The organism is Telmatocola sphagniphila, from assembly GCF_018398935.1.
Taxonomy (GTDB): domain Bacteria; phylum Planctomycetota; class Planctomycetia; order Gemmatales; family Gemmataceae; genus Telmatocola; species Telmatocola sphagniphila.
Genome location: NZ_CP074694.1, coordinates 1016767 through 1035384 on the forward strand (window position 1 = coordinate 1016767; position 18618 = coordinate 1035384).

Sequence of the window (18618 nt, forward strand, 5' to 3'; positions counted from 1 at the left end):
CTAGGGTTTGGCGTTAGCCAACTCTTCAAAGGTCTGATTGCCAATTCCGTAATGTTTCCAGTCCTTGTAATCGAAGTGCCACCATTCGTCTTCGTAGACGGTGAATCCCTCCGATTCCATCGCTTTTCTCAAGAGATCTCGATACCAGCGCTGACGGCTGGTTCCCCCGATGTAGTTTGGATAGGCCCGATCGGAAAACTCGTCGTACCCACTGACTGCGTCGATGTACTTGCCGGTTTTCAGATCGTACAAGCCAAGGTCCACCGCACAACCCCGGTTGTGCCGGCTGCCTTTGGAAGGATCGGCCACGAAATTGTGGAACTTCTCCGGCACGGCGTCCCAGAAAATTTTGGTGACGTACCAGGGACGATAGGGATCGAAAATCATCAGACCCAGATTTTGCGATTTCAATTTCGCCTGAACTCGAACTAAAGCTTCCGCCGCCGGCTTTTGCATGTAGCCTTTGGCCTCCTTGGGGTAAACGGCTGTATCCAGAAAGTTGTTTTTGGTGGCATAACGCAGGTCGAATTTGAACAGCGGATCGAGCTTGGCGAGTTCGACCAGTTCGCTCGGACGCTTCTCTTCGATGGATTCCTTGGGAGGTTCGGATTTCTTGGCGAGCGGTTCCAATTCCTTTACCGGGCGAGTGACTTGTACCTTAAATGTTTTCCCATCCTCACCATCGAGTTTCCGTCGACTCAGACGGACGTTACCGATGAAACAGGAGATCGCTTTTCCCAACGGATTGCGCAGGAAAATCAATTTTTCCCCGGCCAGAGTGCAATTATCGGGGAAGAGATAAGCATCGTTGGAATCTTTGATCAAAGGGACTAGTTCGAACCAATCCAGATTACACCAGAGATTCCCATCCTTTTCAAAAACGTGGACGATGTTCGTATCAGGGCCATATTCACCGATTAATTCGCGAAATTCCTGGGGTGGTTCGGGCGGCGGCCTGTCTGAAGCCGGTCGTCGCTCCAAAAAGAGTGGCCCCGATTGGACACCATTTCCAATCCTTTCCACCCGGCGAAAGCGACCGTTGAAAGAGAGTCCGTCGTCCGACACGTACTCGTTGGGCCGGTCCGACAATTTGTACTCCTGCCAGAAGCCGCCGAAATTCGGAAAGAGCATCAGCCGACCTTCCCGCTCTGTAATCTCGACCGAAGTATCGCGGTTGGCATATTTTCCTTCCAGCCTGCGAATTTCTTCCACGGGGACCTGTTTGAACCTCTCGAAGGTCAGTCCCGGCAGGTTTTTTTTGCGACCGATGTAATCCCGCAGCGCCTCATCGGCCACATGGTTGACCCAATTGGCGATCGCATCTTTTGAAGTCAGGACAATAACTCCCACTTTTTCGCCCGGCATCACACTCAAGTTCGACGTGAAGCCGGGGACTCGGCCGGGGTGGCCGATGAGCTTTTTGCCTTCGAGATCAGAAACGAAAAATCCAAGTCCCATGCCGCCGGGAAAATCGGGCGGCAGATATTGCGGTGCGATCATGCTTTCGAAAGTGGCCGGTTTAAGCAAGCCTTCGCCCTTGCGATTCAAGGAACTAATGAGCTTGGCCAGGTCGTCGGAGGTGGTGATTAAGCCACTGGCGGAGGTGTTGGAAATCTCAGTTTTCGGGCTGGGAAATTCCTTGCCGAAATAGGTCCACATTTTGCCTTCGGCTAGCGTTTCCACCGGGCTTTTGGCGGCTGAAAAGCTGGAGTGAGTCATTCCGAGCTTGTCAAAAATTCGCGATTTGACGACTTCCGCATAAGGCTTCTTATCGAACTTCTCCAACAAATAGCCGAGTGTGGCATAGCCGGCATTGGAATGTTTCACCACGATATCCGGTTCGTAAACCAGCGGCAACGCCTCCAGGCTCTGAACGATTTTTTTCAGGCCGGGATTGGTCGGATCGTAAATATTTCCTTCCGGCGGTTCCCGCAGCAGGCCGGAACGATGGGCCAGCAGAGCGCGGAGCGAAATCGGCTTCTTGTAGATGTTCGCCGGGGAGAATTCCGGAACTAGGCGTACGACATTATCGTCGAGGCCGAGCGCTTTCTCTTCGACCAGTTGCATCACGCAAATCGCCGTCAAAAGCTTGGTAATTCCGCCCGCGCGGAACCCAGTGAGAGGGGTGACCGGTTTCGTGCCCAGGTAATCCTGATGACCCAGGTCGAGACTGAAGACGACCTTCTGGTCATCGACGATTCGGAGGCTGATCGCCGGAATTTTCTTATCCCGCAGTTCCTCCTTGAGATAAGCGGTGAGGCCATCTGAGGGGGTAGGGGAATTTTGCCAGGCGAAGGAAGGAAAAGCGACTGCGAGCCACGCACCTAGTGCAATCCACATGCGATTCATTGCTATTCTTCCGGAATCATTTAAGGTAGGCTTTATACTCTGATGATTTTAGCTGTTTCCGTCGAGAGTGAGGACTCGATCGCGGGGTTTATGCAAAAAATACGATCCGAGGAAAAATTCCTCCGGAGTGGGAATCCCTCATTCTTGTCGCGTTTTTCATATAAACCTCACGAATTCATCGCCGCTTTCCTATACTTTATTCCACTTAAGAACGAAAATCCTGGAGCGATTTACGATGATGACCTCTATCGGAAAAATGGTCGGGGCACTCGCTTGCGTCGGCCTGCTCGTGGCAGTTGCGCTGTATCAGGCTCCGAGCCAAGATGTAAGCAAGCAGGAAAAGAAACAGGAAGCCCCCAAGGATGTGAAAAAGGACGCTCCGGTTGATGACGGAAAGTTGGCGTTTGTCATCAAGCCCTATTTGCAATTCCCCACCCGGGACAGCATCACGATCATGTGGGAGACCAATAAGCCAGCCAAGGGCAAAATTGAGTACAGCGAAAAAACTCCACTGACCGAAAAAGCGGAAGTCTCCGAGGCCAAGGATCTTCATGAGATCACGCTGAAAAATTTAAAGCCTTCCACCCCCTACGTTTACAAAGTCTCCGTTCTGACGGACGAGGGAGAGAAACTCGAAACCAAATATCTGAACTTCATGACCGCCGTCGGCCCCGATGAAGCCTATTCGTTTGGTATCATCGGCGACACTCAGGCTAATGCCAAGGTAACGGGGCAGATCGCCGCTCATCTCTTCGAGCGACGACCGCATTTCGTGGTGCATTGCGGCGACGTGGTGGACGATGGCCGAAGCAAGCGCATGTGGGTTCACGAACTGTTTGGCCCCTGTTCGGAACTTTTCTCCTACGCCGCGGTTTTTCCCACGATCGGTAACCACGAACGCAATCATGCGAATTACTACAAGTATTTCAGCCTTCCCAAGCCCAAGTACTACTACCAATACAGCTACGGCAATGCGGATTTCTTCGTCATCGATAGCAACAAGTCTTTGAAGCCGGGCACGGAACAATACATGTGGCTGGAAAAGGCACTCTCCGAATCCAAAGCCAAATGGAAATTTGCTTATCACCATCATCCCGGCTGGTCGAGCGATGCCGATGATTACGGTAAGAGCTGGGAAGGCAAATCGGTCTGGGGCGATATGAACGCTCGCAATCTGGTGACTTTGTACGAAAAATACAATCTCGACATCGCTTTCAATGGCCACATCCACCTGTACGAACGGACTTGGCCGTTACGAGGCAATAAGGTCGATCGAGCCACCGGAGTTCACTACATCACCTCGGGCGGTGGCGGCGGCAGCCTGGAAGTTGTCGCCAATCTGCCCAGCTGGTTCAAGAGCCAGTGCCGGACCGATTTTCACTACTGCTATGTGGTGATTCATCAGGGACGCTTGGAATTCAAAGTCTACGATGTGAAGGGCAATCTGTTCGATTCGTTCGAACTGAATAAGTAATTCGCTCTCTGGAAAGTTCGGAGTAAAGCCACTCCGAACTCTCAGTTCAAGTCCCTTTTATGCAATCAATTCGTTGACCACATTCCCATAGAGATCGGTGAAGCGGAAATCCCGACCGGCATAACGGTAGGTGAACTTCTCGTGGTCGAATCCCAGCAGTTTCAGCAAGGTTGCGTGCAGGTCATGCACGTGCACTTTCTTCTCCGCGGCGGCAAAACCGAATTCATCGGTCGCTCCATGAACGTATCCGCCTTTGACGCCGCCACCCGCCAGCCACATGGTGAACCCGTGATGATTGTGATCCCGGCCATTGATCTTACCGGCGTTCGAACCCGGCGTAGGTAACTCGACAACGGGCGTTCGGCCAAATTCACCACCCCAGATGATCAGCGTTTCTTCGAATAAACCCAAGCGCTTGAGATCGGTGATCAATGCCGCAATGGCCTTATCCACATCCGTCGCCAATCGCTTGTGCTGGATTTCGAGGTCGTCGTGCGAGTCCCAGGGCTGATCGCGGCCCTGCCAGACTTGAACCATGCGGACGCCGCGCTCGATCAATCGCTTGGCCATCAAGATTGTCCGAGCCACCGGACTATTGCCGTAGGCTTCGCGATTCTTCTCCGGCTCCCTGCTGATATCGAAGGCATCGGTCGCATCCTTTTGCATGCGAAAGGCCAGTTCGAAGGATTGAATTCGAGCTTCCAACTGCGGATCGTTCGGACGGTTTTTCTGATGCTCGCGGTTGAATTCGAGCAAGAGATCGAGCTGTTTCCGTTGCGTTTGATTTCCGACATATTTATTGCGAACGTACTGAACCAGCTTTTCTACATCGGTATGCTGGCTGTCGATATAAGTGCCCTGGTACACCCCGGGTAAGAAACCGGCCTGCCAGTTTTGGGATTCCTGAATCGGATAGCCGCCCGGGCACATGGCGATGAAGCCGGGCAGATTCTGATTTTCCGAGCCCAAACCGTAGGTCATCCAGGAACCGAAGCTCGGCCGGACCTGACGTGCTTCGCCGCAATTCATCAGCATCAGGGAAGGTTCGTGATTCGGAACATCGGCATGCATCGAGCGAATGACGCAGATATCATCGATATGCTGGGCGGTGTGCTCGAAAATTTCGCTGACTTCGATGCCGCTCTTGCCATATTTTTTGAACTTGAAAGGACTGCCGAAGGCCGCGCCGGTCTTCCGTTCGGTACGCAGATTGGCCATCGGCAACGCTTTACCGTGATACTTCGTCAGTAACGGCTTCGGATCGAAGGTGTCCACATGGGATGGACCGCCGTTCATAAACAGATGAATTACGCGCTTGGCCTTGGCTGGAAATTGCGGTTTTTTGACCGTCAGCGGATTCAGTTGATCGTTCGCCTTGATCTCGGAGGTCAGGAGCCCGGTTTCATTCATCAGGGCGGCCAAGCCCAGGGAACCGAAGCCCATGCCACAACGGCGCAGTAACTCTCGGCGATCAACGGCATTAAAATTCATGGCACTCAACCTGAGAGACGGTAATTCGGCGGGTACTGAAATTATAGCTCATGGGCTGGGCGAAGAATAGAGAATTACGGCCCCGTCCCCAGAGAGTACGGATAGTCTCGAGGCAAGGAACCTTTATTGCACAATCAGTTCGCCGTTCATGACCATCCAGTGTCCGGGGAAGGTACAGACGTAAGGATAAGTGCCCTTGACCGTGGGAGCCTGGAAATAGATGGTGAAACTCTGGTTGGGCTGAACGATATCGGTGTGAACGAGCACGTCGGGACTTGCGGGAATGTAGTTTTTCACCACAGCCTCCGGTTCGGCAATCATCTTATTGGCGAGATCGCCGACGCGCTCTTTGGAACCAGTTTTTAACAACACCCAATTATGCGGCACTACATCCGGATTTGCGAAAGTGAGTTTCACCGCTTCCCCGGCCTTCACTCGAAGCGTGCGCTGGACGAAGGAGAGATTTTTACCCGCTTCCACTCGTAGCGGTTGTGCTCCGGTGATCGCTTTTCGGAACGGATTGGGAGTCGACTTCACCGCCAGGGCGATATCGGTCAGTATAGGATGCGCGGCGATGGTTTTCTGAACCGGCTGGTAGTTAGGGAATTCACTGAATGCCGGCCCCAGGTCGTGAATTGTGGCAAAGATATCGCGGGCCGGATGCGAATCAACCTGATAGCGAACTTGCAGTTGATTCATTGGCTGCAAATCGGGGACTTCCAAAAATACGCTTCTCCCATCCCCCAATAAATGCACGGCCTTCACTTCCAGAGCATCGTGGCCGATGGTTCCATAGTGGCTGGGCGAGTATTCCTGAGATCCATAGCCGGAGCTATAACGGTAATTCCAAGCCTGCAAAAAATAATGACTTTTATCCCCGGCGATCTTCGGATCGACGGGAGCCGTGAAAGAAATCAACAAGCCATTCACTTTCGCCTGGAAAGAGCGGGGAAGTTGAACCTGCTGGCCGGTGTAGCGAACTCTTTGAAAACATCCATCCTCAGCCGTGTAAGTGCCCCAACCGCCCATACCGCTGACGTAGAGTTGGCCATCCTTGGGGTTGAAGCGACCGCGATGAACCCCGGAGCGGAAATCCCCATCCAACGGCACTAGAGCTCCCTGAGGCTGTCCGTTCACTTCGTCTCGCAGGAGCAGGAAATGGCTACCGGCCCCGTAGGAAAAGTGAACCATCTGGCCTGATAAAGGGCCCCATTTATCGCTGTTGATGAAAACCTGTCCGCCGCTGGAATTGTCGAGGCCACGGGGGATATTGACCAGCGGCAGATCGGGAGCTTTGCCCTGGCGCGATCCGCCGAAGCCGAAGAATGGGGGCTGATGGCCGCCGATCTTCTTGGGAGAGAGTGACTGGTTCGGTGAGAATTCGCAAATCATGGAGCAGGGGGTCCAGTCCCCTTCGGAGCAGGGGATGGTGAGCCGGCCTTCGCTATCCAGTCCCAGACCATCGGGATTTCGAAAGCCCGTAGCCAATATTTTGACATCCTTGCCATCGGCCGAGATTTGTAGCAAACCCTGATTTCCCGAGGCTGTGTAAAACTGTCCGGCGGCGTCGCGCTGCAAGCCACAGATGAAATCGTGCCCGGCCGGAGAGGTGACGTACTTGGCACTGAATCGCTCGTAATAATCCGCCTCGCCATCGTGATTCAAATCGTGCAGACAAGTGATCTGATCGCGGCCGAGCACGTAGACTTTGCCGTCAGCACAGACTAACCCTAAAGCCTGATTCAGCCCGGAGGCATAGCGCCGCCAGTGGACATGTTCCAATTTTTCATCCAAACCGGTGACATGCCAGACGTCTCCTTCCATGGTGCAGATCATGGCCGAGCCATCGGGCAGAAAATCGTGGTCGCCGAAGAAACAGAGCGATTTCCAGGGGTTTTTGAAAGGCGGCGTGATGGTATCGACCGCGTAGGGGCTCCCCGTTCCCAGCGAACCTTTGGTTTCAATTGGCTGGGGCCATTGGGAAGGCCCCCCCTGAAGTACCGATTTCAGAGGATGATCTTTGGCGCGGGCAACGACTTGAGTGAATTTGCCGTCGACTATTTGCGGACAATCCAGATAGTTGATGCCGTCAATCCGATAGGCGAAGATTACTTGCTTGCCCGATCGGTAGAGTCCTTGGTATTCGAATGGTTTTTGCGGTTTCTGGCCCACAGGCCGAGGCAACAGGGTTCCGGCCGGTCGGACGCCCTCCATGAAGCCGTGGCGAACCGAGGAAAATTTTAAGAAGCCTCCCTTCCAGAGCGCTTCGTAGCAAAGCGTCTCCGGATTGAAGCAAGTACCAAATTCGCCCTGCTCTCCCAGCCGCACACAAATGCCGCGCGGCACAGTCAGCTCACCACTCCGAAATATTCCAGACTGCATCGAGCCCAAATCGGTTTCATTCCAGCGGTTATCGGCCCAGGTGGTTTCATTCTGATTTCCCCAATGCCCGATTTGTCCGCCGTCCAGACCCGGGAAAGCGGGGAGGAGTGTCGGTGTGGGCTTCTTCTGAGAAAAGTAGATTGCTTCTTTGGCATAATAATCATAGAGCCGGTTGCGATTCACATTCTCCTTGGCATTCGGCCAGAGTTCGGCTTTGAGAGGGGCTCGATCGAAGGGAAAAGTTTCCACGGTATGTGATCGGGCTAGGAGAGTTTCCCCACTTTCGGAACCTTTCTTGCCCAGTTCCAGGAGAAAGCGAATCAGATTTCGTTTCTCCTCTACCGTCATCGCCTCCGCAATCCCGGCTGGCATGAGTGTACCGATCTCTTTGCGGCTTTCGATAATTGCTTTTTCGATTTTGATTTCATTACCAGTCGAGGGATCGCGGAGCGTCAATTCTTTGGCGTTTTCGCGAACTGGATAACCTTGGATCGATTTGCCTTCATTCGTCTGGATCAGAACCGCTGAGTATCCTTCGCGCACGCTTTTCGCCGGCCAAAGAACCGATTCGACCAGTTCCTCCGGCTTCACACAGATGCCAAGGGTCGTTAATTCCGGCCCGACGATTCCCCCTTCTTTCCCGATTCTGTGACAGGAGTTGCAGGCGAACCTGGCAGAAGCAAAGACACGGGCGCCTTTCTGCGAATCGCCTTGGGCCACCGCCGCAGCGAGGAGGTCCTGGACAATTTTGGGATCGTAGCTTTGCTTGACGGGCGGAGCTGTATAAGTCCGATAACGAACTCGCTCGCCCGCCGGTTTTCCTTCGAGTTGCGGCAGCAACCAGTGTAACCCATCCAGATTGTCGCTCAGGCGCTGTTCGGCATCGTCGTCGGTGTGTCCCAGTATGCCGATCGGGCCCTGATAGCCGCTCGCTTGAATCTTTCGAAGGAGATCCAGGTCGACTTCTCCGGCCCCCAACGGCAAAATTTTCTTTCCTTGTTTATCGCCTTGCGGAATCATGCCGTTGAGATTGACGGCGTAGAGATAAGGCATCATCGCTTTCAGCAGTTGTGAAAATCGCTCCAGATGATCGTGGCCATGATGCAGGTTATAGACTATTCCGACATTTTTGAGTTGGAGTTCTTTGATGATCGCGATTTGGTTTTCCGGTTCCCCGAACCAGTCCCCATGATTGTAGAGACCAACTTGGCAGCCGATTTTTTCCGCCGCCTGCGCGATCGGCCTCAGAGCCTCCACATGCGCTTTGATTCGTTTTTTCTGTTCCTCTGGCGTCGTCGTAATGCTGCCGCCGTTCATGGTCACCCAGAGTTGGGTTTTGATGTGGTGTTTTTCGAGCATCGAGAGCAAATACATCGCATCTTTGTCCAGCGCACCGGGAAACCAGACGGCGGATAGCTCAATGCCATTTTTTTGCAGAGCTACGATTTCCCGCTCGAAAGTCGGCAGGTGCTCGGCCCGCCAGTCGTAAGCATAATGTTTGAAGCCGAGTTTCTTCAGCATCTCCACACGATCTTCGGGGGATCGCTTTTTGGAATCGAAAGGGACTATGCACCAGGCCATTAAATTGTCGGAGCCCAAGATATTTTTGGGCTTCGGCGGGGTGGGACTTTGGCCGGCGGTAAAGACTGGTCTTAACAGAATCAGCAGCAGGACGGAGAGAATTCTGCTTTGGGAAAACATGCCCGATCTTCTCCAGTTAAGTGGGGAATCGAATAATCGGCGAACGGCGGGTAGGACACAGCATACCATACGGCACCGAAAAGAAAAACGGGATGCCGTTGGAAATTTTGATTTGGTCTGAAACCGAAAAAATAGGCTTAAGTGAGCAGTTCCACGATATCGCCCTCGTGGAGCACGTGATCTTTCTTGACCGTCTGGCCGTCGTACACTCCGGTGCCCCAGACTTTGGCCGCCTTGACCGTGGCCGCTAAATCGCTGTGAATGCACCCGGCGAAATCGACCACATCACCCCCGATCGGGATGGTATAGGGCGCTTTCATATCGGCCGGTTTACCCTGAGTTTTGGAGTAAACCCGAAGAATTCCCAGCGTTTCGTACATCTTTTTCTTCAGCTCGTCGATTCCTTCGCTGTTCTCGGCGGACATCACATGAATCGGAAAGCGAGCCCCGAACATTTCCTTGAAAATATCGAGTCGATCCTGAGCGCCTTCCGCATCGGACTTGTTGGCCACCAGCAAAGTCTTGACGTGGAAGAGCGAAGGATCTTCGACGCCCTCGGGCGGCGTGCCGGTCAGGATGCATTTGACCGCTTGCAGTTTCTCCAGGACGGCCTCCACGGCGAATGGACCATCGTCATCGCCCAAGTCCACTATTAATAAAGCCGCGTCGGTATTGCGAATAAAATCGGTCAAGTAGTTTTCATAGACATCCCCAGTGATCGGCGGCAGATCGATCAATTGCAGTCGAATATTCTCGAAATCCATCATGCCGGGAATCGGTTCCCGCGTGGTAAAGGGGTAGGGGGCGACTTCCGGTGTGGCCTTGGTTAGTCGAGTCAGTAGCCGACTTTTGCCGGAATTCGGCGGCCCGAGAAAGACATACTGGCCGGCTCCCTGACGCGGGATCTTGTAGCTGTTCGGGGACTTTTTGACCGTGCTCGATTTACGCTCGATATCGTCGTTCAGCTCAGCCATTTTGGACTTGAGCTGCATCTGAACTTTTTCGCTCGCCTTATGCTTGGGTAGGATTACCCACATCTTCTTGAGCGCAATCAGCTTATCCTCGGGGGTTTTGGCTTTCTTGTATTCGTCTTCCGCCGTGTGATAATGGGGCGGTAAATTCACAGCCATGCGTAAACCTCGTCTCTTCGGTATCTCGTCCAATCCTATCCTCAAAATATATTGATGAGGAACGATTTCCCTACCTGCGAGTCCAAGATGACCTTAAGCGAACAAATAGCCACAGCCACAACGGCCATTCGAAAGCAATGGAGCGGACAGCCCAAAATTGGGATCATTCTGGGAACTGGTCTGGGCGCCCTGACTCAGGATATCCAGCAGGATGTCGTGATTCCTTATGCCGACTTGCCGCATTTCCCGCACTCGACCGTTCTGGGTCACAAAGGGCAGTTGGTTTGCGGAAAAATCGCAGGTCATAGCGTAGTGGTGATGGATGGCCGGTTCCACTTTTATGAAGGGTACCGCCTCCAGCAGATCACCTTCCCCGTTCGAGTCATGAAAGCGCTCGGCTGCGAGATCCTCTTGGTGAGCAACGCCTGCGGTGGCCTGAATCCCCAGTTCTCCAAGGGGGATATTATGTTGATCGAAGATCACATCAATCTCATGGGAGACAACCCGCTGATCGGGCCGAATGACGATAAATTAGGCGACCGCTTCCCCGATATGAGTGAGCCGTACGATCGCAATTTGCTCGCACTCGCCAAGGAAGTTTCCCGCGAAGTGAAGATCCCCGTTCAACAGGGAGTCTATGTCGCGGTCGCCGGGCCGAATTTGGAAACCCGGGCGGAGTACCGCTTTTTGCGAACAATTGGTGCCGATGTGGTGGGAATGTCGACAGTTCCCGAGGTGATCGTCGCCGTGCACAGCAAAATGCGCTGCCTTGGCTTCTCGATTGTTACTGATATGTGCCTGCCCGATGCCCTGCATGCGGTCAGCCACGAAGAGATTATCGCAGTCGCTAATGAGGCTGAGAAAAAATTGCGGACTCTCGTGCATTCGATTATCGAGAAACTCTAACGGCCGGGGATTTCAATCGGGTAATTGAACGAACTGGCCCGATTCGGGAATGCTTGGAATGATTAAGTCCACCATTTTTCGCATGAGCTCGGATAGGCCGGTATTCGAAGTGATCGAGATGGGGAGATAACCGCCCCGCCTATCCTCGGGCGATAAATCGATTTTGTTCAAAAGTCTGAGGACTTTATGGTTTTGGAGTGAATCCGGCTCTGCAGTATTGATGGTGGAAACATCCAGCATCCATAGGATCAGATCGCTGGCGGCCAGTTGCTGTTCCGAGCGCCGGATCCCTTCCTGTTCGATGGCATCCGCAGTTTCTCGCAGACCAGCCGTATCGGTAATTTCCACCGGCCAGCCTTCCAGCGCCGTTGTCACACTCACCAGATCTCGGGTAGTGCCGGGAACCGGGGCAATGATGCTCCGGTTGTAGCCTGCCAAAGCGTTCATCAGGCTGCTTTTCCCGACATTTGGCGGGCCGATGATCGCGATCTTCCAGGGCCGGGTGAGATGTCGTCCCAACTCGGCAAAAGCTTGACTTCCTTTCTCGTACTCCCTCAATTTCGTTTGATCGAGCAGAACGCTGGCGGTTCGGAGCGTCAGTGCTTCCGGCAGCATCTTCCAGGCTTTGAGGGCATGGGCTGAAGGCTGCTCTCCGTCATAGCCGACCTCCCGCATCCACTCTTCCGGTTGAGCTTCCTGAATTCCTTCCGACCTCAACAAATCGAAAAGTAGGTTCTGAACCAATTGGCCGCCGTGACATTGGATTTCCAGTGCGGTGACCGACTTTCCCGGATTGTTGAGAATTAAGACTTCATCCTGCAAATCGACACCCAGTCGGCCGAACCAACTGGCACCGGGGACCGGTTCGAGCGGTAAAGTTTTTTTGGAAGAAGGTTTAAAGTGCTTTCGAATAAAACTCCAGGCGCCGGGCCCCCACAACCCCAGGGCTGCGATCGCCGAAGTTCCTGGAGCGGTTAGCAGGGCAAAACGCGTCACGAATGTTTCTCCGCCGTCATCCGAATGCCTTCGAGAGTGAGAAACGGGCGAACCTGAGTGGAGATCTTCAAGCCGGCGTTCAGCTTCAAACCGTTACCACCCGTGATAATCACAACGGCCTCTTTGTTGGTTAGCCGATTCATGCGATCGCATATATAGGCTACGCCTCCGACCGCTTGCCAATAAATCCCGGTTTGAATCGCCTGGGCCGTATTTTTTCCCGGCAGCGGAAGTTCCTCGGGATGATCTGGAATTTCCACCAGGGGGAGAAGGGCGGTATAAGCGTTGAGTGCTTTGGACATCAGGCCCAGACCCGGCAGGATCGAGCCTCCCTGAAATACCCCTTTATCATCGACGAGATCGACCGTGATGGCCGTACCGGCATCCACGATAATCGCGGGGCGATTCGGAAATTCTTCGCGGGCCGCCAGGGCGTTGAATAATCGGTCGAGTCCGACGCGGTTAGGATTGTCAACCGCGAGTGTAACGTTCAATTGCTTGAAGGTGTCGATTTTGCGGACCGATTCGCCCTGAGATTCGACCCATTGAATCAGGGTATCCCGCCAGGCCGGTTGAACCCCCGCGATCGTCCAGGAACAGCGATGGGGTAGCTTCGATTGCCACTTCGTGCGCTGTTCGTACCAGGCTTCAAAATCTTCCGGCGGCAGCGAGATGGCCTCCACGACTTTGCCCTGCTCGCAACGACCCCACTTGATCCGGGTATTGCCGATATCCGCCACAATATTGGAGAGGAATTCCTTCATGCTATTTGTTGTAGTGTCTTCCCGTATGATGAAGTATGTCTCCTGGCGTTGCATAAAAACAAAACATCCTTAGGCGGATTCACCGAAGGGAATTTGGCCGCGAGTTCAATGAGTCGATCCGCACTTCCTATCGATGCTGTTCTGCCGGAATTGGTCGACCGTCTTTCCCGACATCCCGCCCTGGTGCTGCAAGCTCCCACCGGCGCGGGGAAAACGACTCGAGTTCCGCCCGCCCTTCTCGAAGCCGGCTTAGCAGGGGATAAGCTGATAGTCATGGTCGAGCCACGCCGAATTGCCGCGCGTAATGCCGCTCTTCGCATGGCGCAGGAGGCCGGGGAGCGGATTGGTGCCCGCATCGGTTATGCAGTGCGTTTCGACCGGCAGGCCAGCAACAACACGCGTATTCTGGTCGTGACACCCGGCATTCTGCTTCGAATGCTTCACGAGGATCCCTTTCTGGAAAAAGTCGAAGTTCTGATCTTCGATGAATTCCACGAACGGGGTCTGGAATCCGACTTGGCTTTAGGAATGGCCCGTCTGATCCGCGAAACCGTGCGTCCCGAACTGAAACTGGTCGTGATGTCGGCCACGCTGGATGCGGAAAATATCTCCCGATTTCTTGAAGACTGCCCGATCGTTACCAGCGAAGGGCGAATGTTCCCAGTCGAGGTGGTCTATCAACCCAAGGCCCCCGAAGAGAACGATCTCTCGGCAGTTCTCCGGGCCATCGACTATGTTCTGGACGAAACTGCGCAGGATCTTCTGGTCTTTTTACCCGATCTGAATGAGATTCGCAGGCTTTCGGATGAACTGTTGCAGCAGTTTCCCGACTTGCTGATTCTCCCTTTGTATGGCGATCTCCCGCCCGACCGTCAGGATCACGCTTTGAAACCCCAAGGACGGCGGCGAATCGTCCTGGCCACCAACATCGCGGAAACCTCCGTGACGGTGGAAGGGATCACCGGAATCGTCGATACCGGCACGGCCTGGGAGAAAAGCTACGACGCCTCCGTCGGTTTGGATCGCATGATCCGAGCGAATATTTCCCAGGCCGCCACGGAACAGCGGCGCGGCCGGGCCGGGCGAACGCAACCGGGAATTTGCGTACGGCTCTGGTCGGAACATGCCCAGAAATCGCGCGCGGCTCAGACGATTCCCGAAATCAGCCGGGTGGATCTGGCAGGGGCCATTCTGCAACTGTTGAAATTTGGAGAAAAAGATCCGCTCCAATTCCCCTGGCTCACGCCTCCCAATCCGCTGGCCGTGAAGCAGGCGATGGAATTGCTGAAGATGCTGGAAGCCATCGATCAAAACGGGTTGACCCCACTCGGGGATCAAATGGCTCAGCTTCCCGTGCATCCGCGTCTTGCTCGATTGTTGCTCTCGGCAGAAGACTATGGCTGTCTAGACGAGGCCAGTCTGGCGGCCGCGTTACTCTCAGAAAGAGATCCTTTCCCACGTTTTGGGATGGAGGCTTTGCAGTCGGTGGAATCCGATCTGATGGAAAAGCTCGAGGCCTTGCAAACATTCGAGAGTACCAATGAATGGCGAACTCCGATAGGGGAATTGAATCGGGGGATCGCGAAAAACCTGCTCCAGACCCGAAATGAGTTAAGCCGACTGACGCCGCGGCAACGTTCGGATTCCGGACGGGACTCACAGAATCTGGAGCGAGGTCTCTCTCGGGCCTTGTTGGACGCCTATCCCGATAGGCTTTGCCGCCGGAGAACTCCCAAAGGATTGAAGGGGTTGATGGTGGGCGGGCGAGGAACCTTCCAGCATCCGATGAGCCGGGTGCGCGAAGCGATGCTATTTCTGGCTCTGGATATTGATGCGGGGAATGGGGAGACGAGAGTTCGCATGGCCCATGGGATTCAGAGGGAGTGGATCTCAAGTCATAAACTGGAATCCCGGATCGAGGTGGAATGGGACGAGGGAACTCAAAAATTCACCGCCTTTAAACGCCTCTATTTCCAGGATCTGATCTTGGAGGAGAAATCCGCACAGATACCGGAGGGTCACGATACGAGCAGTGTGCTGCTTCAAAAAATTCAGCGCGATGTCTCGATTATTCGCCCCGCCGCCGATTCGAAAGTCGGACAGTTTCTGCTCCGCTGGGAATGTTTACGCGAATGGCTGCCAGAACGCGAAATTCCAGCTTGCGATGAGGCGTTACTCCTTGAAATTGCCGGCTGGTTAATCCCCAGCTGCCGGTCATTGGAGGATCTACGAAACGCCGACTGGTTATCCGCCTTTCGACAGAAATTGGGCTCACCGATCTGGAATTTATTGGAGAATGAAGCTCCGGAGAAGATGGCGGTTCCCTCGGGGAATGAAATCCGATTGACCTATGAGGCTCGCCGTCCTCCGATCCTGGCGGTTCGGATTCAGGAAATGTTCGGTTTAACCGAAACCCCCCGGGTGGCAAGCGGACGCGTGCCTGTACTGCTGCATCTCCTGGCCCCGAACTATCGGCCGCAACAGGTCACGGAAGATTTAGCCAGTTTCTGGAAGAATACCTATCCTATCGTTCGCAAAGAGCTTCGCGGCCGCTACCCCAAGCATTCCTGGCCGGACGATCCGACCGTGGCTCCCGCCGAGAGCCGGCCGAGGCGTAGAAGTTGAGTACTAGTTGAGCGAGATTTCGTAGCGGAAATTATTGTTAGGGGTCGCAGTCTCTTCCGGCCGATTCGGCAGTAAAAGTATGCCTTTACCCGCTTCCAGCCGATATTCAATTGGTTTTTCGAATAAGGGATCGTTCGGAAGGGTGACTTCGGTAATGTCTTCTAACTTTTCTGGCAGTTTGCCGATGCGGGCAACATAGAGTCGAATGGCTTCAATGTGTCGCAGGGCGACGAGTTGTCGTTCCAGCCGGACGTTCGCCTGATGAACTTTGACGATAGCGGGGATTTGCAGCATCAGCAGGTTTCGCAGCGGATTTTTCGCCCGGCTGTCGGATACTAATTCTTTCAGCTTTTTTTCCTGCTTATCGAACTCTTTTGAAGCTTGCAACAGAGGCATGTTGAATGTGGTAAAAAGCGTGTCGTGCACGTCCTGACAAACAATCCACTCGGCCACCATGTAGCGCTGGGTCGGGGACATACTTTCGATTTCCTTGTCCGATTTACCAGCCTCTTTGAGCGTTTTTTTCGCTTGAGCCTGTTGAGCATCAATCATTATGTGCAAAGCGGCTCGCATTCCGAATTCTTCCAGAACAGAGATTTTGCTATCTCCACCGGCGATCTTGCGCAAAAGCTCGGTCATCTTCAGGAAAAGGTCCTGCGCTTTCGATTCGGTGATTGGTCCCTGATCCGCCGCCTTGAAACTCGCCAGCAGGGAGGCCATGCCACGCAGTTCCCCTTCGATGACTCCCTGCTTGTTCAGAAAGGGAGTGGGCAAGTCGGTCAAAGCCCAGAACAGGTTGGGAGCCTCTTGCTGCTGGATCAAAAACTCAATCTCGCCCAGTTGCTGAGACATCACGGCGATGCCGACCAGCATGCTGATGAGCGTATTGCCTTCACCGGTCCGTTTGGCCAGGGTCACTCCATCGCGCAAATGGAGAATGGCCGCATCGAATTTTCCGTCGAGTACATCCAAACGGGTGGAATAGTTGATCTGTCGTGCCAAACCGCGAATTGAATTCAGTTCCGGGAGCAACAGGCTGACATTTTCCTGATCGATTCTACGGTGAGTGTCCCAATCGCAGCCCGTACAAAGTGTGGCACTGCGCAGCTCCTTTAACGCCAGGATGGAAAGCCGGTCTTCGACGAATTTGCGAAACTGCTCAATAGGAATTTCTTTTCGAGGTTTCTGCAGATTTTCGTAATAAAATTCTTCATCCGTCGTGTAGAATTTCCGCTTTTCCTCGGCCGTCGTCAGTTTCGATTGCAAGTGCTGATTGAATTCATTCAGCAAGAGGATGGATCGATAATACGACAGGGCGGCATTTCCCGGAACGCGCTGGCTGACTGCTGCCTGAAGTTGATACTTCAAACGAGGCGTCGGGGCGGCTTTGCCTGAGATGGAAAATTTTTTCAGCGTCTGCTTGGGAAGTGCGTCGTCGAACTTTTCCGGGGTCTTGGAACTGGTTTTTTTCTCGTCGGTCTGGGCGGTCAGATAGTTGGAACTGAAGAGAAGCAGTAAGACCAGACTGACTAGACTGGCGAACCGCACGGCGGAAATTGACATAGAGGGAAATCCATTATTTTTTAAAATCTCGGGGTACTGGAACAGCAAATACGCCGCCCGAAAGTCCATCCGTCAATTCGAAGATGGACTTACCCCCCGCGGAGTTTGCGAGACCGTAAGGAGGCTGTTCGTCCGGCAGTTGATCGATGCCCCCTTCCAGGATCTCCTGTCTTAAACGAATACTGCTTATCATCTCCGGCGTCAATTCGGGGACAGCAATGGTCATGGAATCTTCGGGAATGACCGGTTTCACTTGAGGTGCGGGAGGAGAAGTATTCGGTCCATTTCCGGTTCTGGGGGTGAGGGCGACATCCGCTGATCCCTGTCTGGGAGGCGTAACCAGAAAGCAAGCCAGAGCGATAGTGGTCACCGCGAGAATCGCCGTCATGCTCTGCCAGACCCAGGCCATGGGATTGCGGGCGGCGGAGCGACCGGCTTCGAAGAGCAAACGTTCGCGGCTGAGGGCATGCGGCACGGGTGGGAGATTCCGTAACGCCTGGGCCAGCGGATCAAAATTCATGTCAGACATTGGTATAATCCAGGGGCAACTTATTTTTCGGGTAGGATCAATCTTCCTGGGACACTTGCAGTATGTGTCGCAGTTGTTGCAGGCCGGCCGAATAACGGCGCCAGACTGTAGCCGCGGAACCACCGACCACGTCGGAAATCTGTTCGAAAGTCAGGCCGCCCCAAAGGTGAGCGACTATGATTTCACGTTGTTCAATTGGAAGCTCGCCGAGAGACTGAGTCGCTCGCACGGCGTCCAAACCCGCAGGGTCATCGGCGGGTAAAAACCAGGCTCCCGCCCGTTGAGCCGCTTTGGTTTCGTGGTTCTGACGCCGCTTCTCCGCCCGATGCTGACTGATCGAGGCGTTTCGGACCACTCGATAAAGCCAGGGGATCGGTTGCGTCGGCAACGGGTTCTGTCGAACCAGCTTCATGAAAGATTCCTGCACGACATCATCCGCGGCATTGCACCACTGTCGGGCGTACAGCGTCAAGGCCGGTCCGTAACGATCGATCAGGTAGCTGAGAAAATCGGGATCCATTACCTTTATAACGTTTCCAGTGGGAGCTCATTTCAAATAGATATGGACCGCTTTCCTAAATAATACGAAGGTTGTTCTCGGACGTGTCAGAGCGTTGGCCGCCTTTTGAGTCACTCCTCCCTCAATTCAGTCGCGCCGATTAATCATTACAGCCCGAATAAGAGACGTATTTTGACATACACACCATG

General features: G+C 53.8%; 12 protein-coding genes. 3 read left to right on the forward strand and 9 right to left on the reverse strand.

Annotated features, from left to right (window positions below; genetic code table 11):
* Positions 1 to 2349, reverse strand: a complete 2349-nt coding sequence (locus KIH39_RS04400; protein WP_213498054.1) for a serine hydrolase — start codon at positions 2347 to 2349, stop codon at positions 1 to 3.
* Between the two features lie 235 nt (positions 2350 to 2584).
* Between KIH39_RS04400 and KIH39_RS04405 the strand changes: the two genes are divergently transcribed.
* Positions 2585 to 3823, forward strand: coding sequence for a metallophosphoesterase (locus KIH39_RS04405; RefSeq protein WP_213498055.1), 1239 nt, complete (start codon positions 2585 to 2587; stop codon positions 3821 to 3823).
* A 57-nt stretch (positions 3824 to 3880) separates the two neighbouring features.
* On the opposite strand, the gene KIH39_RS04410 is transcribed toward KIH39_RS04405, so the two are convergent.
* The 3 genes from KIH39_RS04410 to KIH39_RS04420 form a co-directional block, all read right to left on the reverse strand.
* Positions 3881 to 5314 (reverse strand): DUF1501 domain-containing protein, encoded by a 1434-nt coding sequence (locus tag KIH39_RS04410; protein WP_213498056.1) that lies wholly within the window; start codon positions 5312 to 5314, stop codon positions 3881 to 3883.
* 123 nt (positions 5315 to 5437) lie between these two features.
* Positions 5438 to 9397, reverse strand: coding sequence for a DUF6797 domain-containing protein (locus tag KIH39_RS04415; protein WP_213498057.1), 3960 nt, complete (start codon positions 9395 to 9397; stop codon positions 5438 to 5440).
* A gap of 137 nt (positions 9398 to 9534) precedes the next feature.
* On the reverse strand, positions 9535 to 10527 hold the full coding sequence (locus tag KIH39_RS04420) for a GTPase (protein ID WP_213498058.1): 993 nt from the start codon (positions 10525 to 10527) through the stop codon (positions 9535 to 9537).
* 87 nt (positions 10528 to 10614) lie between these two features.
* Between KIH39_RS04420 and KIH39_RS04425 the strand changes: the two genes are divergently transcribed.
* Positions 10615 to 11433 (forward strand): purine-nucleoside phosphorylase, encoded by an 819-nt coding sequence (locus KIH39_RS04425; protein WP_213498059.1) that lies wholly within the window; start codon positions 10615 to 10617, stop codon positions 11431 to 11433.
* 12 nt (positions 11434 to 11445) lie between these two features.
* Here KIH39_RS04425 and KIH39_RS04430 read toward each other — a convergent pair whose 3' ends face one another.
* Positions 11446 to 12429: a GTPase gene (locus KIH39_RS04430; RefSeq protein ID WP_213498060.1), complete on the reverse strand. Its 984-nt coding sequence runs from the start codon at positions 12427 to 12429 to the stop codon at positions 11446 to 11448.
* A complete protein-coding gene (locus KIH39_RS04435) occupies positions 12426 to 13247 on the reverse strand; it encodes a type III pantothenate kinase (RefSeq protein ID WP_213498061.1) in 822 nt (273 codons plus the stop codon). The genes KIH39_RS04430 and KIH39_RS04435 overlap by 4 nt, the downstream gene beginning before the upstream one ends.
* A gap of 54 nt (positions 13248 to 13301) precedes the next feature.
* Here KIH39_RS04435 and hrpB point away from each other — a divergent pair, with 54 nt between their 5' ends.
* Positions 13302 to 15818 (forward strand): ATP-dependent helicase HrpB, encoded by a 2517-nt coding sequence (gene hrpB / locus KIH39_RS04440; protein WP_213498062.1) that lies wholly within the window; start codon positions 13302 to 13304, stop codon positions 15816 to 15818.
* Positions 15819 to 15821: 3 nt separating this feature from the next.
* Here the strand turns inward: hrpB and KIH39_RS04445 are convergent, their stop codons facing one another.
* The 3 genes from KIH39_RS04445 to KIH39_RS04455 are packed head-to-tail and all read right to left on the reverse strand — an operon-like array spanning position 15822 to position 18430.
* The gene (locus KIH39_RS04445; RefSeq protein WP_213498063.1) at positions 15822 to 17381 is read right to left on the reverse strand and encodes a hypothetical protein; all 1560 of its coding nucleotides are present in this window, start codon (positions 17379 to 17381) and stop codon (positions 15822 to 15824) included.
* A 13-nt stretch (positions 17382 to 17394) separates the two neighbouring features.
* The gene (locus tag KIH39_RS04450; RefSeq protein ID WP_213498064.1) at positions 17395 to 17910 is read right to left on the reverse strand and encodes a hypothetical protein; all 516 of its coding nucleotides are present in this window, start codon (positions 17908 to 17910) and stop codon (positions 17395 to 17397) included.
* A gap of 37 nt (positions 17911 to 17947) precedes the next feature.
* Positions 17948 to 18430, reverse strand: a complete 483-nt coding sequence (locus KIH39_RS04455; RefSeq protein WP_213498065.1) for an RNA polymerase sigma factor — start codon at positions 18428 to 18430, stop codon at positions 17948 to 17950.
* Positions 18431 to 18618 lie beyond the last annotated feature (188 nt).